Source organism: Burkholderia sp. MSh2 (assembly GCF_000731655.1).
GTDB classification, from domain to species: Bacteria; Pseudomonadota; Gammaproteobacteria; order Burkholderiales; family Burkholderiaceae; genus Burkholderia; species Burkholderia paludis.
Window position 1 is genome coordinate 86,604 of sequence record NZ_JPGM01000034.1, and the last position, 24,704, is coordinate 111,307.

20 protein-coding genes are annotated in these 24,704 nt (G+C 69.4%); 15 read left to right on the forward strand and 5 right to left on the reverse strand.

The window, feature by feature from the left end:
• Window positions 1-20 precede the first annotated feature (20 nt).
• From GQ57_RS22235 to GQ57_RS22280, 10 genes are all read left to right on the forward strand, one after another.
• Window positions 21-377, forward strand: a complete 357-nt coding sequence (locus GQ57_RS22235; protein WP_031397827.1) for an acyl carrier protein — start codon at window positions 21-23, stop codon at window positions 375-377.
• Between the two features lie 86 nt (window positions 378-463).
• Window positions 464-1,561, forward strand: coding sequence for a beta-ketoacyl synthase N-terminal-like domain-containing protein (locus GQ57_RS22240; RefSeq protein WP_034199014.1), 1,098 nt, complete (start codon window positions 464-466; stop codon window positions 1,559-1,561).
• On the forward strand, window positions 1,558-2,832 hold the full coding sequence (locus tag GQ57_RS22245; protein WP_034199015.1) for a beta-ketoacyl-[acyl-carrier-protein] synthase family protein: 1,275 nt from the start codon (window positions 1,558-1,560) through the stop codon (window positions 2,830-2,832). Before GQ57_RS22240 ends, GQ57_RS22245 begins: the two co-directional genes overlap by 4 nt.
• The gene (locus GQ57_RS22250) at window positions 2,829-4,295 is read left to right on the forward strand and encodes a class I adenylate-forming enzyme family protein (RefSeq protein ID WP_034199016.1); all 1,467 of its coding nucleotides are present in this window, start codon (window positions 2,829-2,831) and stop codon (window positions 4,293-4,295) included. The genes GQ57_RS22245 and GQ57_RS22250 overlap by 4 nt, the downstream gene beginning before the upstream one ends.
• A gap of 25 nt (window positions 4,296-4,320) precedes the next feature.
• Window positions 4,321-5,556, forward strand: coding sequence for a hypothetical protein (locus tag GQ57_RS22255; RefSeq protein WP_034199017.1), 1,236 nt, complete (start codon window positions 4,321-4,323; stop codon window positions 5,554-5,556).
• Window positions 5,549-7,000, forward strand: coding sequence for an MATE family efflux transporter (locus GQ57_RS22260; RefSeq protein ID WP_034199032.1), 1,452 nt, complete (start codon window positions 5,549-5,551; stop codon window positions 6,998-7,000). The genes GQ57_RS22255 and GQ57_RS22260 overlap by 8 nt, the downstream gene beginning before the upstream one ends.
• A gap of 44 nt (window positions 7,001-7,044) precedes the next feature.
• Window positions 7,045-7,716 carry a class I SAM-dependent methyltransferase gene (locus GQ57_RS22265; protein WP_031397821.1) on the forward strand — a complete coding sequence of 224 codons (672 nt, stop codon included), beginning with the start codon at window positions 7,045-7,047 and terminating at the stop codon, window positions 7,714-7,716.
• Between the two features lie 13 nt (window positions 7,717-7,729).
• The gene (locus GQ57_RS22270) at window positions 7,730-8,914 is read left to right on the forward strand and encodes a citrate/2-methylcitrate synthase (protein WP_034199018.1); all 1,185 of its coding nucleotides are present in this window, start codon (window positions 7,730-7,732) and stop codon (window positions 8,912-8,914) included.
• 47 nt (window positions 8,915-8,961) lie between these two features.
• Entirely contained in the window at window positions 8,962-9,831 is an 870-nt protein-coding gene (locus tag GQ57_RS22275) for a hypothetical protein (RefSeq protein WP_031397819.1), read from the forward strand.
• A 9-nt stretch (window positions 9,832-9,840) separates the two neighbouring features.
• Window positions 9,841-10,404, forward strand: a complete 564-nt coding sequence (locus tag GQ57_RS22280; RefSeq protein ID WP_034199019.1) for a GNAT family N-acetyltransferase — start codon at window positions 9,841-9,843, stop codon at window positions 10,402-10,404.
• A gap of 180 nt (window positions 10,405-10,584) precedes the next feature.
• On the opposite strand, the gene GQ57_RS22285 is transcribed toward GQ57_RS22280, so the two are convergent.
• The 5 genes from GQ57_RS22285 to GQ57_RS22305 are packed head-to-tail and all read right to left on the reverse strand — an operon-like array spanning window position 10,585 to window position 18,333.
• Window positions 10,585-12,288 carry a cyclic peptide export ABC transporter gene (locus GQ57_RS22285; protein ID WP_034199033.1) on the reverse strand — a complete coding sequence of 568 codons (1,704 nt, stop codon included), beginning with the start codon at window positions 12,286-12,288 and terminating at the stop codon, window positions 10,585-10,587.
• Window positions 12,289-12,320: 32 nt separating this feature from the next.
• Window positions 12,321-14,339 carry a Fe(3+)-hydroxamate ABC transporter permease FhuB gene (fhuB, locus tag GQ57_RS22290; RefSeq protein WP_081896739.1) on the reverse strand — a complete coding sequence of 673 codons (2,019 nt, stop codon included), beginning with the start codon at window positions 14,337-14,339 and terminating at the stop codon, window positions 12,321-12,323.
• Window positions 14,336-15,268, reverse strand: a complete 933-nt coding sequence (locus GQ57_RS22295; RefSeq protein ID WP_031397815.1) for an ABC transporter substrate-binding protein — start codon at window positions 15,266-15,268, stop codon at window positions 14,336-14,338. Before GQ57_RS22295 ends, fhuB begins: the two co-directional genes overlap by 4 nt.
• A 1-nt stretch (window position 15,269) precedes the next feature.
• Window positions 15,270-16,109: an ATP-binding cassette domain-containing protein gene (locus GQ57_RS22300; RefSeq protein ID WP_152603326.1), complete on the reverse strand. Its 840-nt coding sequence runs from the start codon at window positions 16,107-16,109 to the stop codon at window positions 15,270-15,272.
• 28 nt (window positions 16,110-16,137) lie between these two features.
• Window positions 16,138-18,333, reverse strand: coding sequence for a TonB-dependent siderophore receptor (locus GQ57_RS22305; protein WP_034199020.1), 2,196 nt, complete (start codon window positions 18,331-18,333; stop codon window positions 16,138-16,140).
• A gap of 266 nt (window positions 18,334-18,599) precedes the next feature.
• On the opposite strand from GQ57_RS22305, the gene GQ57_RS22310 reads away from it, so the two are divergent.
• From GQ57_RS22310 to GQ57_RS22330, 5 genes are all read left to right on the forward strand, one after another.
• The gene (locus GQ57_RS22310; protein ID WP_052001430.1) at window positions 18,600-19,400 is read left to right on the forward strand and encodes an AraC family transcriptional regulator; all 801 of its coding nucleotides are present in this window, start codon (window positions 18,600-18,602) and stop codon (window positions 19,398-19,400) included.
• Window positions 19,401-19,419: 19 nt separating this feature from the next.
• Window positions 19,420-21,204 (forward strand): hypothetical protein, encoded by a 1,785-nt coding sequence (locus GQ57_RS38270; protein WP_175190410.1) that lies wholly within the window; start codon window positions 19,420-19,422, stop codon window positions 21,202-21,204.
• A 403-nt stretch (window positions 21,205-21,607) separates the two neighbouring features.
• Window positions 21,608-22,459, forward strand: a complete 852-nt coding sequence (dapF, locus tag GQ57_RS22320) for a diaminopimelate epimerase (RefSeq protein ID WP_034199021.1) — start codon at window positions 21,608-21,610, stop codon at window positions 22,457-22,459.
• Window positions 22,431-23,207: an isochorismatase family protein gene (locus GQ57_RS22325; RefSeq protein WP_200877972.1), complete on the forward strand. Its 777-nt coding sequence runs from the start codon at window positions 22,431-22,433 to the stop codon at window positions 23,205-23,207. Before dapF ends, GQ57_RS22325 begins: the two co-directional genes overlap by 29 nt.
• Before the next feature lie 125 nt (window positions 23,208-23,332).
• Complete coding sequence (locus GQ57_RS22330; protein ID WP_034199022.1) at window positions 23,333-24,463, forward strand: IS110 family transposase; 1,131 nt, start codon at window positions 23,333-23,335, stop codon at window positions 24,461-24,463.
• Window positions 24,464-24,704: the final 241 nt, after the last annotated feature.

The window sequence follows — 24,704 nt, forward strand, 5'->3', positions numbered from 1 at the left end:
TGACTCAAGGAGAGTGGATCATGAAGGAAGACATCAAGAACATCGTCGCGCAAATCCTCTATCTGAGCGGTCCGGAGCAGGTGGCCGACTCCGCGTCGCTGTTCCGCGAACTGAACATGAGCTCGATCGACTACGTCGACCTGTGCTACGAGCTCAAGGACAAGGTCGACAACCGCATCAGCCTCGAAAATCTGTGGCCGTTCAACCGGATGCTGCTCGACCCGCAATGCCACACGGGCACCGAATGGACCGACGACGGCTGGCGTCAGGTGTGCGACGTGATGAGCTGGAACGGCCACGAGAAGTGCAGCCTGCAGGATCTCTACGAGCACTTCTCGGTGAACTACATCGAGCGCCGCATCGCGCAGTTCGGCTGAGCCGCGCCGTTACGCCGCCTCGCAGGCACGCCGCGCGGCGCGACCGCGCGCGCCCGGTTTCAGACTCACGTGAAGGGGGACTTGCCATGTCGTACATCACCGGCCTCGGCATCGCGACGGCCGTCTTTCCCGACATCGCGTCGCTGCAGGGCGTCGACTTCGCGGCGCGCGCGCCGCTCGCGCCGGCCGCGCGGGCCGCCGACTATGCGCGCGTCAACCTGCCGTTTCCGCTCGTGCAGCGCATGGCGCGCGAGGATCGTTCGCTGCTGAACCCCGGTTCGCGCCTCGCGCTGCAGGTCGCGGCCGAGGCGTTCGACGCGGCGTCGGCCGGCCGGCCCTATACGGCCGGGGAGCGCGAACGGTTCGCGGTGTTTACCGGCGTCGAGGGCGAGGACGCGACGATGGCCGTGCTCGCGCCGTTGCACGAGCGGCGCGGCCTCGACAGTTGCGGATACTTCGGCGAGGTCAAGACGCACCTGAATCCGCTCGACATGCTGCGCCTCCTGACGACCAATGCGCTGTACCAGATCTCGAAGCTGTACGGGCTGCGCGGCGAAGGCTATCCGCTGCAGCGGATGTCGCTCACCAGCCTGTGCGCGCTCGAGGAGGCGCACCGGCAGATCGAGGGCGGCGCGATCGACCGGGCGGTCATCGCGGCCGTCGGCGACATGACGTCCGCCGACAATCTCGGCGCGTTCGAGAAGATGGGCCTGCTGCGCACGGCGACGCACCCGGTCGGCATCATTCCCGCATTCGGGGCCGCCGGCGCGATCGTCGAACGCGCGCCGCGCGACGGCGTCGCACCCTGCGCGCAGGTGCTCGACGTCCATTCGCTGTACAAGCCCGACACGTCCGTGTCGAGCGGCGACTGGTCGAGGCTGTTCGCCCGCTTCCCCGGCGAGGCCGCGCTGGGCGTGCCGCACGTCGTGCTGTACCAGAACGGCGAGCCGTCGCTGGGCAGGGCGGAGCGCCATGCCGTGCAGCAGGCCTGGCCGAACGCCGTCCTGCATGCGTACAAGCCGCATGTCGGCTATACCGGCCGGGCGAACAACCTGATCGATCTGGTGCTGGCCCTTGCGGATCCGGCGATTCCGGCCGGCGCGCCCGTGCTGGTGAACGGCATCGGCGTGTCGTCGGGCCTCGGCGCGATCCTGGTGCGCAAACTGGGCGGGGTGGGGCGATGAAGCCGCGATCGGACGCCATCGTCATCAGCGCCTTCGGCGCCGTCACGCCGCTCGGCGGCAGCTACGACGAACTGCATGCCGCGTTGCGCGAAGGCCGCTCGGGCATTCGCCCGATCGAGAAGTTCGATTGCTCGACCTATACGACCCGCCACGCCGGCGTGCCCGAGGAAGGCAACGAGCGGGTGCGCTGGCCCGCCGCGCGGCGGATTCCGGCCGAGCAGCTCTACGGCGACCTCGCCGCCGCGCGGCTGCTCGAGCAGGCGCCGTTCGTCGTGCGCGACTACGCGCCGGAGCGCATCGGCTGCCTGGTCGGCGTCGACGTGCCGGCCACCGACGTGCAGAGCGCGCTCGAACTGGTCGACCGGGTGAACGGCGACAAGTCGCGCGATGCGCTGATCCGCGTGCTCGTGTCGCACATGCGCATGAGCGAGTTCGTGAGCGGCGACGCGACTTCCGTATTCGGCGCGATTCACCGGCACATTCCGTTCAGCGGCTGCGCGCTCGCGCACGTGGGCCTGTGCTCCGCGTCGCTGCAGGCGATCGGGATGGGCATGCTCGCGCTGCGCCAGGGGCGCGTCGACGCGGCCATCGTCGGCGGCGTGTCCGGCAAGGTCAATCCGCTCAACCTCGCGCGGCTCGAATCGCTCGACGTGATCTCGACCGACCTGAATCTCGATCCCCGCCATCGCTCGCGGCCGTTCGACGTGCGCCGCTCGGGCTTCGTGCTGGCGGAGGGCGCGGTGCTGTTCCTGATCGAGCGCGAATCGGCCGTGCGCGCTCGCGGCGAGACGCCGCTCGCGCGCGTCGCCGGCTACGGCGCCAGCCTGGCCGCCGAGCACATCGTCATCCCGCACCTGCAGTCGCTCGAGATGCGGCTGGCGATGCAGCGCGCACTCGACGATGCGGGATGCGCGCCGGCCGACATCGACTACGTCAATGCGCACGGCACCTCGACGATCCTCAACGACAGGCACGAGTCGGAGGCGATCCGCGCGATCTTCCCGATGCAGCCGGAGATGCCCGTTACCGCCAACAAGTCGCAGCACGGCCACCTGATCGCGACGGCGGGCGCGATGGAGGTGCTGAACACGGCGATCGGGCTGCGCGAGCGCTTCATTCCCCCGACCATCAACCTCGACGAGCAGGCCCGCGAGTGCCCCGTCAACGTGGTGCGCACCGCAACGCCGAGCGACGCGCGGCGCGTGCTCAAGAACTCGTTCGGCATGGGCGGGCTCGCGGCCTCGCTCGTGCTGGAAGGAGCGGACGCATGAAGTTCACGTCGCTGCTTGCCCGCGATGCGAACTGGCAGATCGTGCTGCATGGAGCGCGCCTCACGGCGCACGACCTGCGCGCGCGACTGAGGGCCGCCCGGCGCGCGCTCGGCGTGCTGGAGCCGCAACTGCTCGGGCGCGGCTGCCTGATCGCGGTCGGGTTCTCGGGGTTCGACTATTTCCTGTTCACGCTGCTCGCGTCGACGCTCGGTTGCCGGATCGTCCTGTGCGACCCGAAGATGCTGCCCGCCGCGCTGCGCCAGTACCGGCTCGACGCGCTCGCGGTCGTCGCGACCCGCTCGATCGCATGCGACGCGCTGCCGGTCGTCGTGCTCGACCCGGCGGCGGCCGACGCCGAAGCGCCCGGACCCGACGCGGCCGCGTGGGCCGGCGCCGACGCGCCGCGCGCGCAGATCGTGTTCATGACGTCGGGCACGACGAGCGCGCCGAAACTGGTCGTCTACGACGAGGCGCAGCTCGTCGAGAACGCGCTGGCGGTGGGCCGCTATCTGGGCGTGCGGCCCGGCGACGGCGTGCTGTGCATGTTCCCCACGCACTACATGTACGGCTTCTCGACGATGATGAACGGCCTGCTGGCCGGCGCGACCGTCTGGCTCGAACGGGTGTCGCTGACCGCGCCGGAGGTGCTCGGCTACCTGGGCAGCGGCCGGATCCGCTTCGTGCCGCTGATCCGCAGCATTGCCGAGCGCGTGTGCGACCTGGTCGAGGCGACGCGCGGGATGCGGCTCGACGGGATCGTCGTGCTCAACGCGTCCGACCGCATCTACGCCGCGCAGGTGCGCCGCCTGCTCGCGCTCGGCGCGTGCGTGTGGAACAACTTCGGCCAGACCGAGTCCGGGCCGCGGATCTTCGCGCTGCCGCTCACGCCGGACGATCTGCCGCGTCTCGATTCGTATTGCTTCGAGGGGGTGCTCGCTCCGGGTCGTCCGATCGATCCGCGCATCGAGCTGTGGATCGTCGACGCGCAGGGCCGGCTGTGCGCCCCCGGCGAGACCGGCCATCTGCATTACCGCACGCCATATGCGATGCACGGCTACCTGCTGCCCGACGGCAGCCTGCAGCGCTTCTCGACGCTCGAATCGGGCGACCTGGTGTTTCGCCGCGACGACGGCATCGTGTTCTGGGTCGGCCGCAAGGACGAGACGGTCAAGTGCAACGGCCGGCTCATCAACGTCAGCCTGCTGCACCAGTACTTCGACGCGTTCGACGACATCGCGAAAAGCTATTTCCTCGCCGATCCGCAGACCGGCGCGCTGACCGTGTTCGTCGTGCCCTGCCAGGCGCCGGCCGGCGCCGACGTGGATTTCAAGGCGCGGATCCTGAGCCGCTACCGCGCCGCGTTCCCGCTGTATCCGCGCATCGCCGACGTGCAGTTCGTCGACGACCTGCCCGTCACGAGCACCGGCAAGATCTCATTGCGTCTCCTGCGCGCAAGCGCGTGACCGCTGCCCGAACCTGGAGCCCACGATGTCCGACCGCACGACCCGCTTCGATTCGACCGCCGTGAGCGAGGCGCTTTCGTACGATGCCCGCTATGCGCGCCTGCTGCCGGCCGGCGTGGCCAGCTACGCGGCGTTCCGCGCGCAGGTCGCGATCGAGACGGCCGACGACCTGAAGCGGCGCGTGCTGGATCGCCTGGACCACGACGGTCTTGCCGGCGCGACGTTCTACACCACATCGGGCACGAGCGGCGAGGTCAAGCTGCTGCTCAGCGCGCCGGCGCGCAAGCGGCCCGACGCGACGTACGGCCGGGCGCTCGCGAACGCGCTGGCGGGCCGGGCGATCGCGCCGACCGACCGGGTGGCGAACCTGTTTACGGCCGGCGGCTTCTCGACGCTGTACGACGGCGTGAACCGGCTGCTGGAAGCAATCGGCGCGAACGTGCTGCCGGTCGGGCGGCTGGACGCGTACGGCGCCGACCTGCCGGCGATGCTGAACCTGCTCGGCCGCGCCCGCCCCAACGTCCTGGTCGGCACGCCGACGAGCGTGCTGCAGTGCCTGCGGCTGCTCGACGCGCACGGCCTCGCGCTCGACGTGACGAAGATCCTCTACACCGGCGAGGCGTTTGCCGAGCGCAAGCGCGCGATCGTGCTGCGGCGCTGGCCTGATGCCGCGTTCCACGGGCTGTACGGCACCACCGAGACGGGGTTTCTCGGCTATCACACGCCGCGTTGCGCGCACGGGCACTACCACGTGCTCGACGACTGGTTCTTCCTCGAAGAGGAGGACGGGCAATTGCTCGTGACCAGCCGCGCCAACCCGGGCCTCGCGATGCTGCGCTACCGTGTCGGCGATCGCGTGCGCGTGGGGCCGTCGGTGCGCTGCACGTGCGGCGAGGGCGGGTCGGTCGTCGTGCTGCAAGGCCGCGCGGATCAGCGCTTCAAGTTCGCCGGCAATCTCGTCAGCGTCGAACTGCTGGCCGGGCGACTCGCGGCGCGCGCCGGCCGGCCGCTCGACTGCCAGTTTCGCCTGCACGCCGACGCGCAGGGGCGCGATTGCCTGACGGTCGCCGTCGACCTGGGCGACGACGAACTCGAGCCGCTCGCGCCGCTGCTGGCCGGTGCGCTGTGCGAGATCGAGGACGTGCGCGAGTGCATCGACAAGGGCGAGGGCCGCATCGACGTGCTCGGCCGCGACGCGTTGCGCTTCTCGGTGCGCCAGAAGCTGCCGCGCCTGATTGACGAGAGGCATGCCGATGTCTGACGATCGCGCGACCGTCCTGCCCGCCGCGACCGCCGCGACCGCCGCGAGCACCGCGAGCACCGCGTCGGCATCGCGGGCCGAGCGCATGCGGCTGTTCGCGGCCGAGGTGCGAGCGACCTGGCTGATGCTTTATCCGATGGTGCTGTCGTCGATCTTCGGCTATTGCATGACGCTGTTCGATTACCGATGGATCCGCGACCTGCCGGCGGAGGACATGGCGCTGCTCGCGCTCGTCAACGGCAGCGTGGCCACCTTTCTGTTCCTGCTCGCGAAGAGTTTCGAGGAGTCGTTCGTCGCGGTGTTCGCGAAGGCGCCGCGCGAGGAGCAGGGGCGGCTGTTCGTGCAGAGCCTGGTGTTCGCGGCGGGCGTCGGCGTGCTGGTGGTGCTGGTGCTGATCGGCACGCGGGCGCCGCTGATGACCTTCATTTCCGGCGGCCATTTCCGCGACGCGCGCATGTTCGGCTACTACGCGCTCGTGGTCGGCAGTTTCCCGCTCACGCTGCTCAGCACCGCGCTGTCGGCGGCGATGCGCACGTATGGCGATACCAAGTCGCCCGCGCGCATCAGCATCGCATGCGGCGTGGTCAACAACCTCCTCGATCCGTTGCTCGTGTTCGGCCTGTTCGGCCAGCATCCGTCGCTGCAACTGTTCGGCCTCGCGCTGACCTCGTGGATCACCAAGAGCCTGTACCTCGGCTGGAGCATCCGCTGCATCCGCCCGCGGCTGCGCCGCGAACAGGTCGCGCTGCCGCGTCCCGGCCTGGAATGGCCGACGCAGCGACGGCTGCTGAACATCTTCCTGCCGTCGGCCGCGCTCGAATCGCTGACGTTCCTCGCGAACACGGCCGTCTATTCGATGATCGCCCGCTACGGCGTGCGCGCGATCGGCGGCTACGGCATCGGCTTCGAGCTGATGACGATCGGCTTCATCCTCATCAAGGGGCTGAGCATGGTGTTCATGATCCGGATCGGCCATCTTGTGCGCAGCCGGGCGCCGTCCCGCGCGGCGCTGCAGTCGGTGATGCTGCTGGGCGTGCTGTTCACGGCCGCGATCAGCGTCGCGTTCTTCCTGCTGCGCCCGCTCGCGCTGCGCTTTCTCGCGTCCGACGCCGGCGTGATCGAGGTGGCGACCGCGCTGCTCGACTATGTGCCGCTGTTCGTCTTCAGCTACCTGCTGACGAACCTCGTGACGGGCTGCTTCCAGATCCTCGAGCGCCCGGCGCGCGCGATGGCGCTCGGGCTGTTCTTTTCCTGGGCCGTCACGCCGGGCGCGATCTACCTCGGCGTCACGCATCATCTCGCGCTCGCGCAGCTGTTCGCGCTGCTGGCGGGCGTGAGCGTCGTGCGCCAGGCGGTGTACCTGACGATCTTCCTGCGGCTCATGCGCAGGCTCGGCGCGGCGCCCGGCGCCGCCCCGGCCGGCGCGCGACCCGCGGCCGGATGATGCCGCGACCGCTTTACCCCTCGACCTCACGACTGGAGACCCGCATGCGCACCAACACCCCCGCCGAAGTCAACGCCGATACCTACGATCACTACGTCGACACGTTTACGCTCGAATGGAACCGTAACCTCGTGCAGCGCGTCGAGCACGAACTCGCGCAGCGGCGCATCGCGTCGGGGCGGCTGCTCGACGTCGGCACCGGCACCGCGCGCACGCTGATCGAGCTGGCCCGTGTGCCGTCGCTCGCGCCGCTGGGTTTCGTCGGGGTCGACTACTACGACGACATGGTGCGGCGCGCCGAGCAGAACGTGCGCGCGGAAGGGCTCGGCGAGCGTATCGAGATCCGCGCGGGCGACGTGCACGCGCTGCCGTTCGACGACGGGACGTTCGTCGCGGTGATCGGCCGTTCGGTCGTGCATCACTGGGCCGATCCCGTCGGCGCATACCGGGAGATTTTCCGCACGCTCGCGCCCGGCGGCTTCGCACTGATTCACGAGCCCTGCAGCGATCCCGATCCGGAAGCGCTCGCGTTCTTCAACGAGCGGCGCGCGGCCGCGGGCGTGCACCCGGTCCACCTCGACGGCAAGTTCACGGTCGCGGAGTCGGTCGAGCACTTGCGCGAGGCCGGCATCGGCGAGTACGCCACCGTGTCGAAAGGCTCGGGAATGCTCGCGATCGGCTTCGAGGTGCTGATCGCGAAGCCGGCGCGACAATAAACGGGGCGCGCCGATGCGAACCGACCACGACCTGCCGGTGCGGGATGCTACCCGCCCGCGCGCCGCGCCCGACGAAGGCGAGATCGACGCCGTATCGATCGCGCCCGACCGGCTTGCCGTGCGCGGCGTCGATCTGCTGCAACTGATCGATTCCGTCGATTTCACCGCCGCGATCCTGCACGTGCTCGCGGGCCGGATGCCGGACGCCGGCGACGTGCTCGCGCTCGATCGCGCGCTGGCGGCGACGCTGGCCGACGACGGTCCGCCCGACGACCGCCGGCTCGTCGCGCAACTGGCCGGCCGTCAGCGCCGGCCCGAGGCGTTTCTCGTCGCGGCGATCGCGGCCGGGCTCGCCGCCGGCCCGCAGGCGCGGCCGGTCGCGTTGCCCGATGCACTGCGCGGCATCGGGCAGGCCGACGACGTGGCGGCGGGCCTGGGCATCGTCGCCGCGCTGCCGCGCCTGCTGGCGGTGTGGCGCGCGGCGGCCGGCGAGGGCGCCGGCGGCGCGACGGCCGGGCCGCCGCCGGCAGACGCCGCGCGCGGTTTCAGCGCGGCGGTGCTGGACTGCCTCGTCGACCGTGCGCCGGGCGATGCGCACGCCCGCCTGTTCGACGTCCTGCTGGTTGCGCTGCACGGCGGCTTCGGTCTCGTCGCGCCGACCATCGCGTTGCCGCGCTTCTCGGCCAGCACCTATGCGAGCGTCGACCTGAACCTGATCGCGGGCCTGACGGGCAGCGGCCCCGCGCACGTGGGCGCCTGCAGCGACGCGACGCGCTTGTTCGCGAGCTTCGTCGGCCAGGCGCCCGCGGCGATCCGCGAGCGCATCGCGCAGCGCGTGCAAGCGGGCGACCGGATTCCCGGCTTCGGCCACCCGCTGCTCGAGCGCGATCCTCGGCCGGCCGCGCTCGAGCGCCATGCCGCGCGGCTGGGGGTCGACGGCGCGGCGTTCGATGCGTATCGGGCGGTGTGCGAGGCGATGCGGGACCTGCGCGGCCTGCCGCCGAACATCGACGCGGCCGCCGCGGCGATCCTGCTCGAACTGGGCGTGCCCGCCGTGCTGGCCACGCCGGTATTCCTGTTCGCACGCATGCCGACCATGCTCGCGCACGCATTGCAGAAGAAGGCCCATCCGCCGTTCGGCCAGACCCGCCCGATGGCGCGCGAGCGCCTGGCCGCGCTGCCGAAAGCCTGGATCTGACGCCGGCCCGCCGGCACCCCTCAACCCGAGACCGGATCGACACCGACATGCCGACCACCCTGCCGCTCGCGCCGCGTTGCGCGGCCAACGATACCCAGCACCGCATCGACTTCGTGAAGACCCAGATCCACCGCTGGATCGACGAGCTGTTCGAGTCGCCGGACCGGCACGATCTGCGCGCGTGTTTCGCGAAGACGCTGCTGATCCGCAACTACCTGCTGTCCCCGTTGCTCGATGCACACGAGACGGAGCGCTTCCTGCGCGACGCGACGGTGCGCGAGTACATGAAGCGCTTCCAGGCGCTGTCGCTCGACAACGAGGTGCGCTTCGAGCGGCAGATGAGCGACGTGCTGCGCGCCGGGCCGTCGAGCGAGGGATTGCTGCTGATCATCAAGGAGTACTACGCGGAAATTTACCGGCTGCTCGCGCGAACCGAGATGTTCCTGTCGGACATGTCCGCGGATGCGACGGTGGCGATGGTCGGCTCGGGCGGGATGCCGCTGTCGCTGCTGTTCATGCAGTCGTTCAGCGGCGCGCGCATCGTCGGGCTGGATCTCAGCGAGGAATCGCTCAGGACCGGCGAGCGTTTCGTCGATCACCTGTGCGCGCTGCACCCGGCGCGCTATCGCCGCGATGCGATCGCGATGGTCCACGCGGACGGCGCGGCGTACGACTACGGCGCGTGCGACATCGTCATCCTGTCGATCCACATCGAGAACAAGGTGGAGATCGTCAGACGGATCGTCGAGACGGCGCCGCGCGATCGTCGCGTGATCGTGATCGAGCGGCAGGTGCAGGGGCTCGGGCAGTACTTCTATCCGAACTACGGCTTCGATGCGGCCGGGCTGCCGCTGGTGCGGCTGGCGTCGCTGTGCTCGTCGCTGCTGGTGAGCACGGCCTATGCGCTCGAACGGTAGGAGGGCGGGATGACGACGTGCGAGCTGCACTCCGGCGGGATCGGCTTGTTCCATGCGTGGGAGAGGCCGGTGCTCGCCCTGTACATGGAGGCGTTCACGACCGGCGCGTACGCCGGACACTATCTCGACGAGGCGGGCGAGCGCGGCTGGATCTACCGGCTGTTCGACGAGCACGCCGCGCGCTGCCATCTGTGGCTGGCCGGCGACACGCTCGCCGGGTTCCTGCTGTCGGCCGATTCGGGTTACGACCGCAAGCTGCCGGCGTCGTTGCGCGCGACGCTCGGCGACGGGCCCGTGAGGTCGATCGCCGAACTGGCGGTTGCGCCGGGCTGGCGTTCGCGCGGGCTCGGCGAAGCGCTGGTGCGGCGCTGTGTCGACGAAGCGGCGCCCGGCTGCCGGGACGTGATCGTGCGCAGCAACGGCAATGCGCTCGCCGCGCACCGGCTCTATGTGCGGCTCGGGTTCGAGCCGTTCGGGTCGGTGAAGGTGCCGAACGACATGCTCAGCGAAGGGCGGCGTGGCGTCGAGTGGGTGGACAAGCAGTATTTCCGGTATCGGCGGGCGGGCGATTGACGGGGGCGCCGCGCGAGCGGCGACGTGCGCCTTTCGCGCCGTCGCCGGCCATGTTCGTCACGCGAGCGTGGCGGACGCGGCCCGCTGGCGTGCGGAACACGGCCCGGGCCGCCCCGGCGAGGCAGCGTCGCGCCAGGCCCGGCGCAACGCCGAAGCGTGCGCCCGCGCCGCTCGCCCCCGTTACGACACACGCACCGCCGCCGGCGCGGCGGGCGCCACCGGGCGAAGCCGCACGTCCTCGACGATGCGCCCTTCGTCGAGGCGGATATAGCGATCGGCGGCGCTGAAATAGCGGTCGTCGTGGGAAATCACGATCAGCGTCTTGCCCTGGCGTTTCAGGTCCGGAAGGATCTCGGTGTAGAAGATGCGCCGGAACGTCGGGTCCTGATCGGCCGCCCATTCGTCGAGGACCATTACCGGGCGGCGCTCCAGGTACGCATGGACGAGCGCGAGCCGCTTGCGCTGGCCGGTCGACAGGTCCGTGGTCGAGAACGCGCCGTCGCGGATCGCGACCTTGTGCGAGATCCCGAGCCGCTCCAGGTAGCGCCGCGCCTCGGCGGTGAGGTCGGCTTCGCCGGGCAGCAGCGTATCGAACAGGTAGTAGTCGGAGAACACGGCGGAAAACAGCTGGCGATAGGCGTCGAGCTGCGCGTCGCCCACCGGCTCGCCGTCGAGCCGCAATTGCCCGGCGTCGGGCCGGTAAAGGCCGAGCAGCAGCTTGATCAGGGTCGTCTTGCCGCAGCCGTTTTCGCCGATGATGAAGAGCGTTTCGCCGCGCTCGATCGTCAGGCTGAGCGGCCCGAGTTCGAAGCCGCCGCCGCCCTGGGCCGGCATGTCGCGTTCGTCCTGCGGCTGCGCGAAGCGGTAGCGGACCGCGTCGAGGGACAGCGCGCCGAAGGCGTCGGCGCGCGCTGCCGCGTCGGCCGCCGGCGCGCTGTCGACGAGCGACGGCTCGCGGGTCGAGAACCGGGCGGACAGTTCCGTGATGCGCTGGAGCGCGACCTGCGCGCGGCCGATCGACGGCAACGCGGAGACGATCTCCTGGATCGGTCCTTTCATGTACAGCAGCACCAGCACGAACCCCGTGACGACCGCGCGGTCGGCGCCGGGCGTCCAGCGCTGCAGCGCGAGCATCAGGCCGACGACGACGAAAAACAGCAGCGAGCCGAACGCATTCGCGCTCACGAACACGTTGGCGGCGCGCACCCGCAGGCGGCTGATCGCGTCGATGGTGCCGGACAGCTCGTGTTCGTAGACGAAACGGCGGCGCGGGCGGTTCAGGCGCAGTTCCTTCGCACCGTCGGTGATCGAGCGGTAGTGCTTCTGCAGGCGGTCTTCGGCCTCGCGCGCGGCGCCGAAGCGGCGGATGCCGACGCGCCGGGCCAGCGCCTGCACGACCGAGCCGAGCGCGAGCGCGACCAGCGCGACGCCCAGCAGCGCGGGCGACAGGACGCACAGGTAGCCGAGGCAGCCGACGATCGTCGCGGTCGCGATCGCCAGGCTGGAGAACAGGAACGCGAACGCGCTGATCGTATCGATGTCCTGGTTCAGCGCGGTGACGAGCCGGTGCGTGCGGGAGGCCTCGATCTGGCGCAGCGGCGCGGCGATGATCTTGCCGCACAGATCGCGCCGCAGCGCGGCGATCACGCGCTGGCCGACGAGGTTGTTGCCGATGTCGGACACGATCTCGCCGACCAGCGCCAGCGCGCACAGGCCGGTGAAGCCCCACAGCAGCCCGGGCAGCGCCGCGCCGCCCTCGTGCAGCGAGCGGTTGGTGAGCGCGAGCAGCGCCGCGGTCGCGATGCCGCTCGCCGCGCCCATCGTGGTGGCGAGCACGCAGATCGGCCAGAGCCGTTTGAGCAGTCTGAAAAGTTGCACAAGCATCGAAGGTTCCTCGTTTCCGCCGGCTTCCGCGTTCAGCGGCGCCGGCCCAGCAGCCATATCAGGTAAGGGGTGCCGATCAGCGTCGCGACGAGGCCGGCCGGCAGCTCGCGCGGCATCAGCAGCACGCGGCCGAGCCAGTCGGCCGTGACGACGGTCAGCATGCCGATCAGCGCGGCCATCAGCATCTGCTGGCGCGGGCGGCGCGCGCCCAGCAGGCGCGCGAAATGCGGCGCGGTCAGGCCGACGAACGACAGCGGCCCGACGATCAGCGTGGCGGCCGCGGTCAGCAGCGCGATCAGCATCAGCAGCGCGAGGCGGGCGCCGCGTGTGGCGACGCCGAGCGCCCGCGCGGACGCGTCGCCGAGCGGCAGGATCTGCAGCCAGCGATCGCCGAGCGGCGCGAGCGCGCACAGCACGAGCGCGAATGCCGCGGCATGCAGCGCGTCGCCGGGCGTGACCGTGTAGGTCGAGCCGGCCAGCCATTGCAGCAGCGCGACCGCGCGCTCGCCGCCGCCCGCGATCGCGACGGCGACGACCGCCTGGAACAGCGCGCCGACGGCGATGCCGGCGAGCAGCACGCGGTCCGGCGCGAATCGCGAGCGCCGCGAGAACCACAGGATCGACACCAGCGCCGTCAATGCGCCGGCCGACGTCGCGGCGAGACGCGCGGCATGCCCGGTGTCGCAGCCGGCGAGCACCAGCACGACGAGGCCGAGCGCCGCGCCGCTGCTGACGCCGAGCACGTCGGGGCTCGCGAGCGGGTTGCCGGTCAGGCGCTGCATCAGCGTGCCCGCGACCGCGAGCATCGCGCCGGCGGCGGCGGCCACGCCGGCGCGCGGGACGCGCCAGACGGCGATGCGGGACAGTTCGTCCAGCGTGCTGAAGTGCCAGCCTTGCACGCCGCGGCCGAAGTCCAGCGCGAGCGCGCCCGCCGCGATCGTCAGCAGCACGAGCGCGAGCGCGCGCCGGCGCAGCACCCGCGTACCGACGACGCCAGCACGGCCCGCGTTCTCCGGGCGGGCAGACAGATGCGTCGCGCGATGCACACGGGCGAGCAGCAGCAGCATCAGCGGCGCGCCGAACAGCGCGGTCGCGGCGCCGGTCGGCAACAGGTCGCCCATCGCGCCCGACAGGCGCTGCACGGCCTGGTCCGCGAGCCAGAGCAGCAGCGCGCCGTACAGCGGCGCGCTCAGCAGGCGCTGCGGCAGGCGCCGCGCGCCGGACAGGCGAGCGAGCGCGGGCGCCGCGAGACCGACGAAGCCGATCACGCCGACGGCCCCCACGACGGCCGCGCTCAACGCCACCGCCAGCGCGAGCGCGGCGAGCCGCATGTGCTGCAGCGGCAGGCCGAGGCTGCGGGCGTTGGCGTCGTCGAGGCCGAACAGCGTCATCGGCTTGAGCATCAGGAACGCGCACAGGCCGCCGATCGCGAGGCGCGACGCGAGCAGCGTCACGTTGCTCCAGTCCTGCTGGACGAGCGAACCGCCGCCCCAGATGAACAGGCCGCGCAGGTACGGCGCATGGAACAGCTGCAACGCGACGACGATCGAGCCGCAGTACAGCGTGACGACGAGCCCCGCGACCGCGACGCCGGCCGGCGCGAAGCCGCTGCGCCACGACAGGCCGAACACGATCAGCGCGGCCAGCAGCGCGCCGCCGAACGCGACCCATTGCGCGCTTGCGAGCAGCACGGGGGCCCAGAGCGTCGCCGCGGTCAGCGCGAGCTGGGCGCCGGCGGACACGCCGAGCGTCATCGGCTCGGCCAGCGGATTGCGCAGCACCTGCTGGAACACCGTGCCGGCCAGCCCCAGCACGGCGCCGCACAGCCAGCTCACGAGCAGGCGCGGCAACCAGCTGTCGTGCACGACGATCTGCGGCAGCGCATGCGCGTCCGGCGACCACAGCGCGCGCCACCAGAGCGCGGGCGGCAGCAGCGCCGACAGGCTTGCGAGGCTGAGCGAGACGGCGAGCGCCAGCGCGATCGCGGTACCCAGCACCGGCAGCCACGCGCGGGACGGCAGGCGCGGCGCGCGCACACTGACGACGTTCATGCGCGGCTCCCTGCGCCGGAGGCGCCCGGGCGCGTGAGCGACGCGGTCAGCACGCGGGAGAAGCGGGCCGCCGACGGCAGCATGCCGAAGCCCCAGAACGGCGGCAGCGACGCGACGCGCCCGGCGCTTACCGCCGGCAGCGCGTGCCACAGGCGATTGGCCGCCAGCGTGCGCGCGACGCCGGGGGGCAGCGGATCGAACCACAGCACGTCGGCGTCGGGCGTGGCGGCCAGCCGCTCGATGCCGGCCACGCCGATCCCCCAGTAGTCGGTCGGGCCGCGCCACGCGTTGGCGACGCCGAGCGCGTCCAGCACGTCCTGGAACAGGCTGCGCGCGCCGTAGATGCCGATGTGGCGGCTGTCGAAGAAGCGGATCAGGTAGAGCGGCCGCGGCGCCCCGCGCGTCGGTTGCAGCGTGCGCCGGTGCGCGGCGAGGCGCGCGCGGTCTGCCGCGATCGCGCCTGCGACCTCATCGATCAGCGCCTGGCCCGCGCTCGCGCGGCCGCACAGCGCGGCGAGCTGCCGCGTGATGTCTTCCGAGTGGCGATAGGGCGCGCCGGCATCCGTATACACCGCGAACGCACGGACCGGCGCGACGCGTTCGAGTATCGCGCGCTGCGATTCCTGGCTCGAATTGATCAGGATCAGGTCGGGGGCGAGCTGCTGAAGCAGTTCGAGGTCGGGCGCGAGACGCAGGCCGACGTCGGGCACCCGCGCCGGCACGCGCGGCGCGACCACGCTGTCGTTGTACGCGTCGATCTCGGCGACGCCTGCCGGCGTGACGCCGAGCGCGAGCAGCGTTTCCGCGAGGCCCCAGTCGAGCACGACGATCCGGGGTTCGCGCGCGGGCAGCGCGGCGCGCGCCGCCGGCAACGTCGCGGCGAGCAGCGGCGCGAGCAGCGCGGTGCTCAGGAAAGGGCGGCGCCGCATGTCAGCGCGCCACGCCGAGACGGCTGCCGCTATGCGGATGCATGACGATGTCCATGGGAATACCGTAAATCGATTCGAGTACGTCGCCGCGCATCAGCTCGGCCGGCGTGCCGCTGACGAGCAGCCGGCCGCCGTGCAGCGCGACGAGTTCGTCGCAGAAGCGGGCGGCGAGGTTGATGTCGTGCAGCACGATGACGACGGTCAGGCGCTGGGCGTCGGTCAGCTCGCGCAGCAGCCGCAGCACCTCGATCTGGTGCGCGATGTCGAGCGCCGACGTGGGCTCGTCGAGCAGCAGGCAGGATGCGCCCTGCGCGACCAGCATCGCGAGCCACACGCGCTGCCGTTCGCCACCCGACAGGTGGTCGACGGGCGCGTCGCCGAAGCGCAGCGTGTCGGTCACGCGCAGCGCCTCGTCGATCCGCGCATGGTCGTCGGCGCGCAGGCGGCCGAACGGGCCGCGCCACGGGTAGCGGCCGAGCGCCACCAGTTCGCGTGCGGTCATGCCGGTTTCCAGCGGCGGATGCTGCGGCAGGTACGCGACCTGCCGCGCGAAATCGCGCGCCGGCCATGCGTCGAGCCCGGTGCCGTGCAGCCGCACCGAGCCGCCCGACGGCCGCTGCTGGCGGGCGAGCAGCTTGAGCAGCGTGCTCTTGCCCGAGCCGTTGTGGCCGATCAGCGCGATCATGCGTCCGGCGCCGAGCGTCAGGTCGAGCGGTTGCAGCAGGACGCGGCCGTCGGCCCGGAACGATACGCCGTCGAGCCGGTACAGCGGGGGCGCGGCGGCGGCGCCCGCAGGCGCCGCGCGCGGGTCCGGCGTTCGTTCGGGCGACGATGCGCGCATGTCGGTCAGCACGTTCGATTCTCCCTGCTCACCAGCGATAGCGGGCCGTGGCGAGGACTTCCACGCCGTCGCCGTACTGGCAGATGGTGCCCGTGCGGCACGACGCCACGTAGGTGCGGTTGAACAGGTTCTTGCCGTTCAGCGAGAACAGCCAGTGCGTGCCGGTGTCGTAGTGAACCGTCGCGTCGACCAGCGTGCGCGCCCCGACGTGGACCGTGTTCGTCTGGTCGTAGCTGCCGCCGATGTAGCGCAGCCCGCTGCCGAAGCCGAGGCCGCGGAACGTGCCGCCATGCAGCGTGTAGTCGAACCAGGCGGCGGCCACGTGGCGCGGAATGCCCCACATCTGCAGCCCCTGCAGCGACACGGCCGCGCCGGCCAGCGTCGTGCCGGTCAGGTTCGATTCCGTGGTGACGCTGCTGAGGTACGTGTACGACGCGGCGATGTCGAGGTTGTCGCTCAGGCTCGCATGGCCTTCGAGTTCGAGCCCGCGCGCGCGGACCTCGCCGATCTGGAGGCTGTAGCCGGGGTGGTCGGTATCGCTGCTGGCGACGTTGCGCTCGCGCAGGTCGAACAGCGCCGCCGTCACGAAGCTGTTGTAGTTCTGCGGCTGGAACTTCACGCCGATTTCGTACTGCTGCGCGGTTCGCGGTCGCAACGGGCCGCCGGCGTAGGTCAGGCCGATCTGCGGATCGAACGATTTCGCGTAGCTCGCATACGGGGCGAGGCCGTTGTCGAACAGGTAGACGACGCCGGTCCGCCAGGTGAAGGCGCGCGACGACTGCGCGATGTCGTAGCCCTGCAGCGGGTTGTTGTCTTCCGACGAGGTCCAGTCCTCGCGCATGCCGACCAGGAAGCGCCACTTGCCGTACGCGATCTGGTCCTGCGCATACGTGCCGAACTGCTTCATGCGCACCATGTCGTCGGACGTGGTCTTGGGCGCGGTGATCGGCAGGTACACCGGGTTGAACAGGTTCAGCGACGGCTCGACGAAGTTCGAGCCCACCGTCTCGTTGTACAGCACGCGCTGGAAGTCGAAGCCGAACAGCAGGGTGTGGGCCAGCGGCCCCGTCGAGAACCGGGCCTGGGCCTGGTTGTCGACGTCGAAGAACTTGCCGGTTTCCTCGTTCCTGAATGCGTAACGGTTGATGGTCGTGGTCGAGCCGGCAACGTAGCCGTTCGGGAACGGGAACACGTTCGCGAGATCGTCGCTCACCACCGTGTAGCGCAGGTTCTGGCGGAACGTCCAGGTGGGATCGAAGCGGTGTTCGAACGTATAGCCGACCGAATACTGGGTGCGCGTATGGTGATCGAAATCGGGATCGCCGACGTTCGTGTGGCTCGAGATCCTGCCGTTCGGGTTGAACAGCGCGCTGCCGATCGCCGGCACGTAGTTGAAGTAGCCGACGCTCGGGTCGTGCTGGTATTTCGCGAGCACGGTCAGCGTGGTGTCCGCGTCCGGTTTCCACGTGAGCGCCGGCGCGATGTAGATGCGCTGCTGCTTCACGCCGTTGACCTGCGTGTCCGCGTCGAGCCCCGTGCCGGTCAGGCGGTAGGACAGCTTGCCGTCGGCCGTCAGCGCGCCGCCGAGATCGAAGCCGAGTTCGGCGCGATTGTGGCTGCCCGTCGAGAAGAACACCTCGTGGACCGGCGTCGTGGTCGGCCGCTTGCTGACCAGGTTCGCGAGGCCGCCGGGGTTGGCCTGCCCGTACAGCACCGACGACGGGCCATGCAGCACGTCGATGCGCTCGAGCCCGTACGGATCGAAGTTCGGGATCGCGTAGCCGTACCCGGAGTCGCTCGGCATGCGCGTGCCGTCGAGAAACTGTTCGAGCACGAAGCCGCGGCTGTACAGGTATGGCGAGCCGCCCGACGAATCGCCGTAGATTTCCGGCAGCACGCTGGCCGTGTAGCGCAGCGCCTCGGCGACGCTGCGCGCCCCCTGGGCGGTCATCTGGTCGCTCGTGACGACCGACACGGACTGCGGCGTCTCGATCAGCGGGGTGTCCGTCTTGGTCGCCGTCACCGCCGTGACGGGCACGTAGCCGGCGGCGTCGCCGGTCTGCGACGCGGCCCGCTGGCCCGTCACGCGCACGGCGGGCAGCGTTCCGTCGTTCCCGGGCGCCTCGTTCGGCGGCGTTTGCGCATGCGCGGCCGAGAGGCCGCCCAGCAGACAGATCAATAAAGCGTTGTTCAACGCGACGGCTCGATACACCCCGGTGCTCATGTTGCTTCCTTCAATCGTTGGTAAATGATGGCGCGAATGATTCGCACTAACTTTCAAGGTGTTGCACTGCCAGGGCTCTGACGGCCATCGGCAGGGTGGAAACGCGGGTGGGGGTATGACTGCTGAGCGCGGAACGCGCGGTCCTGAACCGGACCAGCCGCCACTATAATCCGGGGTCTTGTCGTCAGTCAGGACAACTTCGGCACAAGAATGGACATTTTTGTCCGGTTTGATGGATTATCTCGAAAAGAGTAGCTGATTGAGCCATGAGCAAGCCCGTGTTACAGACCTTCGGCGACGGTTTCGCCACGCGGAAGGTGATCGCGCAGGCGATCGACTACGTCGACGGCACCCATGAAATCGCGCACGTGCATCACCGCGCGCAGCTCGTGTATGCGACCAGCGGCATCGTGCGGGTCGTCACGCCGCTCGGCCTCTGGATGCTGACGCCCGGCAATGCGTTGCTGATCGGTTCGCAAGTCGAGCATGCGTTGCATATGGTCGGACAGGTCGCGATGCGCACGCTCTACATCGATCCGGACGTGCTCGCGCCGCAAGAGCAGGAGTGCCGGGCGATTCCCGTCGGCGATCTGCTGCGCGCGCTGATCCTCGGCCTGTTCGACGCCCGCGCCGACGACGCCGAGGAGAACCGCGCGGAGCTGATCGTGCCGCTGATCCTGCGGCTGCTGCAGGACGCGAAGCACGAGCCGTCGGCGGCGCGCCTGCCGCTGCCGGCTCACGCGCGGCTGCGCCAGATCTGCGACAACCTGATCGCCGAGCCCGCCAGCGCCGATACGCTGGAGCGCTGGGCCGAGCGGATCGGCGCCAGCTCGCGCACGGTCGCGCGGCTGTTCCGGCAGGAGACGTCGATGAGCTTCGGCAAATGGCGCGAGCAACTGCGGCTCGCGGAAGCGATGTCGCGGCTCTCGATCGGCGTGCCGGTCGCGCAGGTCGCCGAGGAACTCGGTTACGCGGACGTGCGCACCTTCACCGTGATGTTCAAGCGCGCGTTCGGCAGCACGCCGCAGCAGTTCCGGCAGCAGTTCGGCGGGCCGGCCGCGGCATGACGCAACGCGCGCCCAGCGGTTGCCGGCAGTCGAGCGCATCGACCCGCAACGAGAGCGCGGACGGCGCGGGGCGCCGATTCGCGACCACGCGTCATTCGCGCAGGGTGCGCCACCGCGTGGCTGTCGTTGCCGTCGCCGTCGCGCTTCGTCTGGCGAGAGATCTCGCAACCGGCGCGTCGGCCGGATTCGATACTCGATGAAAACCGTCCCGATCGTCGAACCCGGAGAATCGATGGACCGCCATGCATTTCTGGAACAACGTCCGGTAGCGGATTTCGTGTCCTGGCTCGTCGAGCATCTGCCGACGCTGCCCGTACACCTGCGATTTGCCCGCAGCAAGTTCGTGCCGGGCGGGCTCGACGTACGCGTGGACGGTATCGAGGACGTTCTCGCGCATTACTGCTGGCGCAACGAATGGCTCGATCCCGGCACGGGGCGACGGGTTGCGTCGCAGGACTGGGCAACGACGCGGTCGTCCCTCCACCGGTTGAGCGTCCTGCTGCGCACGAGCGTTGCCGATGGCGACGACGCGCGGGCCGGCGCGGCGGCGCGCGAGGTGTTGCGCTGGGGCGGTGTCCACAGCGCGATTCCGTTCATCCGGTCGAAGGTTCGGCGACGCGCGTTCTGCACGTACCTGCAGTCGCTTGCGCCGCTGTTCGCGCTGGCGGGTTCGCAGAAGACGGACGACCTGCACGCCCGCAACGTCGAGCGCTTCGATGCCGGGATGACCAAGGTGCATGCGCTATTCGACGTGACGGGATCGCCGATCTACGACAGCCGGGTCGGCGCGGCACTGGCCATGCTGTACGAGTTGTTCCGGCGGGATGCCGAGAGCACCGGCATCCGGCACGAGCTTCTCGGGTTCCCGTCGGGACAAGCGCGCGGCGCGCAGATCCGCGATCCGGGCGCGCTCGGTTTTGCGCGGGCGCCGCAGTTTTATACGAACCAGGTGCCGCGGGCATGCTGGGCGCGCTGGCAGGTGCGCACCGGCTGGATCCTCCGTGAGGTGCTCGGGCGCACGGCGTGGTTTGACGACGAGCCGCAGGTTGACGGCGTGAGCCCGATGGCGGCGCGGTGTCATGCGTTCGAGGCTGCGCTCTTCATGATCGGGTACGACCTCCGGAGCCTGGCCCATGCCAGCGGAAGCGGCGGTGGCACCGCCGCCGCCGCCGTTTCCGACGACATGCCGATGGTGCGCGACGAAGGGGGGAACTGGGTGCCGACCGGGCATCCGTTCGGCCGTGTGTTGCGCGCCTATCGCGTCTATCGCGAAACCGAGCCGGCGCATCCCGATCCGGCCGATTTCGAGCAGTGGCTGAACGAGCCGGCACAGGCCGGACTGGACGATGCCTTCAGGCGGAATTTCCAGGCTTACTGTTTTCCGCTCGGCGAGCGCGAACTCGATCTGCATGAGCGCTCGCTCGAGGAGATTCGGGCAATCGCGGCCGATGCGGAGGGCGAGGGCGACCTGACGACGGCGAACCATGGGGAGCCTGAATTCGTCGCCGGCGACGAGCGCGAACAGGTGTGTTTCGTTTGCGCGGGACTGACCGGATATTGCGAGCTGGTCGAAACGACGCCCGACGCACGCAAGCAACGCCTGATCCGCAATGGTTTCGCGGGCACGAACCATTCGGCGGGCACGCTGATGTCGGTCGGGCGGGGCGTCGGCCGGCATTTCGGGTTGCTGGACGACCGGAACCGGCCGACGGCGCGGTTCTTCGGTTTCTTCGGCGCGGGTTTCGACGATTTTCGCGATCGGCTGGGCGTCGATCGCGACGGCCGCGACCTGGGCCCGACCTGATCGGTTGCGCCGCATCGAGACGGCGCATGCCGCGACGCGAGGCGGACGGCTTGCTGCGTTTCCTCGTGACCGGCTTCAACCACGCACGCAAGAACGCCCGTCGCGACAAACCCGGATTCCGGGGCGCTGCGCGCACGTCCTGAATCACGGTCTGGCTGGCTTCGCGATAGACTCCCGGATACGCCTTTTCTCGCCGAGCCGGCCACCACGACGCGCAAGGCAGCAAGCGCGCGTACGCAAACCACCGGGCCGCGATACTTGCCGGCCCCCCGGGCAGGACGGCAATGCCTGTTCCGACGCTTGCGCTACGCGGTGGCCGCTGCCCGGCCGAAGGTGCGTGACGCCTGCCGGGAGAGACGGTCTGGGTGGCCCCACCGGCCAGCGCCGGCTAACGGATTTCCATATGCAATTCGTCAAATACCACGCTCTCGGCAACGACTATCTGGTCTATGCCGACGACGCGAAGTTCGCGCTGAATACCGAGCAAATCCGCCGCGTCTGCGACCGGCACCATGGATTGGGTTCCGACGGCATCCTGGTACTGGAAGCGCGCACGTCGACGCAATTCAAGCTGCGGATCGTCAATCCGGACGGTTCCGATGCGGAGAAGAGCGGCAATGGGCTGCGAATTTTCTCGCGCTACCTGCGCGACCGATCGTGGGTTCAGGACGAATGGTTCGATATCCTGACTCCGGGCGGCCTGGTGGGGGCCCGCGTCGCGCAGGACATGCGATCCGTCGAGGTCCGCATGGGCAGAGCCGATTTCGCGGCGCAAGCCGTTCCGGTCAGCGTGCCCGCCGCCGAAGCGATTGATTGGCCGCTGGCGTTGAATGGCATGAACCTGCGCATCAACGCCGTGTCGATGGGAAATCCGCACTGCGTCGTGTTCCTGGATGACGTCAGCAGCGAGCAAGCCCGGCTGCTCGGCCCCCAGATCGAGCGGCATGCGCTGTTTCCCCGGCGCACCAATGTGCAGTTCGTGAAAGTGCTGGATCGACATAATCTGCGGATCGAAATCTGGGAACGCGGCGCGGGGTACACGCTGTCGTCCGGCACCAGCAGTTGCGCGGCCGCCGCGGTATCCCGCCTGCACGGCTTCTGCGAGGCGGACGTCGTCGTGCACACGGCGGGCGGGCGCCTGCGCGTGCGGATCGGCGACGACTGGCAAGTCGTCATGCAGGGCGCCGTACAGCGTATCGGCTGCCTGAGCGTCGACGACGAATGCTTTGCGCCGCTCGATGACGGGCGCGGATGATCGCGCCGGCATCGTCGCGGCGTCGTACCCGTCGCGGACAATCGCCCTGCGGTTCGATCTGCTATCGTGGGTGCCGAACCGGAAATCCAGTCGTTGTTCCTGCCGCCCGGCACGCGAATCGGCGTCCGCGGATCGGCATTCCTTCGCCAGCGCATCCATCGCCAACCAACCGATGAACGATCAATTTCACCCCATTCCCCTCGTCGTCCTCGACGTTCAGGACGCGATCGACCGGCCGAACTGGGAAGGGAAGAGCCATCCCGGTTATCTGGCCGCGATCCGGCGCCTCCTCGCGCACTGGCGGCAAAACGGCTGGCCGGTGCTTCACGTCAAGCATGACGAGCCGACGCCCACCTCGAGCTATCACACGCACGGCCCGTGGAACGCCATCAAGAAGGAAGTCGCGCCGCTTGCGGGCGAACCCGTCATCGTCAAGCACCAGAACTGCGCGTTCGTCGGCACCGATCTCGAGCGCGTGCTGCGCGGCATGGGGGCGAGCCAGTTGGTACTGACGGGGGTGGTGGTCCACCACAGCATCGACGCGACGGTTCGCGCCGGCAAGGCACTCGGATTCGGCATCATCCTGCCGTCGGATACCACGACAGCGGTGCCGGTGGCCGGAAAGGACGGGCGATCGTGGGATGCGGCGACTGTCCACGGCCTGACGCTGGCGATACTCGACGGCGAATACGCCGAGGTCACGACATCGGATGACGTGATCGCACGGTTCAACCGGAGCGCGGGCTAGTCAGTATGACTCCCGTGGGGCAAAGGCTGGCCTGCCGTGAGGAATCAAACGCGGGTTAGCATGGCTGCCAGAGCCGCACGGTGCGGACAGGGCCGCACCCGGCGATTTCCAGCACGGAGGCCAGCATGGAACACGATAGCACGCTGTACGTCGGGCTCGATGTCCATAAGGAGTCGATCACGGCCGCCTATGCGCTCGGTATGGGCGAGGTTGAACTGCTCGGCAAGGTCGGCACCACGAAGACGGATATCGATCGCTTATGCAAGCGCCTGCAATCGAAGGCGTCGCGCATCCGTATTGTCTACGAGGCGGGCCCATGTGGTTACGGGCTTTACCGTCAACTTCAGCAGAAGGGGATCGACTGCATGGTGTGTGCACCGTCCCTGATTCCAAGGAAGCCGGGAGAGCGCGTAAAAACCGATCGGCGCGACGCGATCAAACTGGCGCGTTCGCTCAGGGCTGACGACCTGTCGGAAGTCTATGTCCCTACCGTCGAAGACGAAGCGTTTCGCGATCTGGCGCGGGCATGGGTGGGTGCCAAGGATGATCTGAAGCGTGCGCGGCAGCGGCTGAAGTCCTTTCTGCTTTCGCACGGGGTCAGCTATACCGGACGAGCCGACTGGAGGGCAGCACACCGGCGCTGGTTGAGCACGTTTGCGTTCGACAGCGCATGGCAGCAGTTGGCGTTCGAAGAACATCGACGCACGATCGAGGATCGTCTTGCGCAATGCGATCGACTGGAAGCTGCACTGCGCGAGGCAGTGGTTGCCTGGCGCTTTTATCCGGCAGTACTGGGTCTGCAAACGATGCGCGGCATGCAGTTCACCACGGCGGTCGGCATGCTTGCCGAGTTGGGCGATCTGTCACGCTTCACGCATCCCCGCCAATTGATGGCGTGGTTGGGTGTAACGCCGAGCGAGCACTCGTCCGGCGAGAAGCGCCGTCAGGGCAGTATCACCAAGAATGGCAACAGTTATGCGAGAAAGCTGCTCGTCGAGTCGGCATGGAGCTATCAGCATCCGGCCCGTGTCAGTCCGGAGATTCAACGCCGCCACGAGGGGATTCCCAAACCCATCGTGGATCGAGCGTGGGACGCGCAGGTACGCCTGTGCCGACGCTATCGAACGCTCGTTGCACGCGGCAAGCAGAAGAACATTGCAGTGGTCGCGGTTGCCCGTGAACTGAGCGGGTTTATCTGGGACATTAGCCAGCTTGCCATGTCGCTTGCTTCGCAACCGCAGAGGCGCGCGGCTTGAGCAGGCGAGCGCGAGTCCTCAATCACCGAGCAAGGAGTTCCCTGAAGGCGGCGTAGCCCGGCACACGAGTAACCCGCGCCACGGCTACGCAACGAATCCGATTCGACTTGCGACGCTAGATAGCGGCAGGCTCATCGGGCGGACCTCTGTAATGCGGTAGCCAATCCGCGGATATCAGCGTGATCCACCGTCGAGACGTACTGCTACGCCGCCCTCAGGAAATTCGAATGGAACCTCTCAG

Excerpts from the sequence above, each read along its gene's own strand:
- GQ57_RS22235 (WP_031397827.1), top strand. The coding sequence starts at position 21 with ATGAAGGAAGACATCAAGAACATCGTCGCGCAAATCCTCTATCTGAGC.
- GQ57_RS22240 (WP_034199014.1), top strand. The coding sequence starts at position 464 with ATGTCGTACATCACCGGCCTCGGCATCGCGACGGCCGTCTTTCCCGAC.
- GQ57_RS22245 (WP_034199015.1), top strand. The coding sequence starts at position 1,558 with ATGAAGCCGCGATCGGACGCCATCGTCATCAGCGCCTTCGGCGCCGTC.
- GQ57_RS22250 (WP_034199016.1), top strand. The coding sequence starts at position 2,829 with ATGAAGTTCACGTCGCTGCTTGCCCGCGATGCGAACTGGCAGATCGTG.
- GQ57_RS22255 (WP_034199017.1), top strand. The coding sequence starts at position 4,321 with ATGTCCGACCGCACGACCCGCTTCGATTCGACCGCCGTGAGCGAGGCG.
- GQ57_RS22260 (WP_034199032.1), top strand. The coding sequence starts at position 5,549 with ATGTCTGACGATCGCGCGACCGTCCTGCCCGCCGCGACCGCCGCGACC.
- GQ57_RS22265 (WP_031397821.1), top strand. The coding sequence starts at position 7,045 with ATGCGCACCAACACCCCCGCCGAAGTCAACGCCGATACCTACGATCAC.
- GQ57_RS22270 (WP_034199018.1), top strand. The coding sequence starts at position 7,730 with ATGCGAACCGACCACGACCTGCCGGTGCGGGATGCTACCCGCCCGCGC.
- GQ57_RS22275 (WP_031397819.1), top strand. The coding sequence starts at position 8,962 with ATGCCGACCACCCTGCCGCTCGCGCCGCGTTGCGCGGCCAACGATACC.
- GQ57_RS22280 (WP_034199019.1), top strand. The coding sequence starts at position 9,841 with ATGACGACGTGCGAGCTGCACTCCGGCGGGATCGGCTTGTTCCATGCG.
- GQ57_RS22285 (WP_034199033.1), bottom strand. The coding sequence starts at position 12,288 with ATGCTTGTGCAACTTTTCAGACTGCTCAAACGGCTCTGGCCGATCTGC.
- fhuB (WP_081896739.1), bottom strand. The coding sequence starts at position 14,339 with ATGAACGTCGTCAGTGTGCGCGCGCCGCGCCTGCCGTCCCGCGCGTGG.
- GQ57_RS22295 (WP_031397815.1), bottom strand. The coding sequence starts at position 15,268 with ATGCGGCGCCGCCCTTTCCTGAGCACCGCGCTGCTCGCGCCGCTGCTC.
- GQ57_RS22300 (WP_152603326.1), bottom strand. The coding sequence starts at position 16,109 with ATGCGCGCATCGTCGCCCGAACGAACGCCGGACCCGCGCGCGGCGCCT.
- GQ57_RS22305 (WP_034199020.1), bottom strand. The coding sequence starts at position 18,333 with ATGAGCACCGGGGTGTATCGAGCCGTCGCGTTGAACAACGCTTTATTG.
- GQ57_RS22310 (WP_052001430.1), top strand. The coding sequence starts at position 18,600 with ATGAGCAAGCCCGTGTTACAGACCTTCGGCGACGGTTTCGCCACGCGG.
- dapF (WP_034199021.1), top strand. The coding sequence starts at position 21,608 with ATGCAATTCGTCAAATACCACGCTCTCGGCAACGACTATCTGGTCTAT.
- GQ57_RS22330 (WP_034199022.1), top strand. The coding sequence starts at position 23,333 with ATGGAACACGATAGCACGCTGTACGTCGGGCTCGATGTCCATAAGGAG.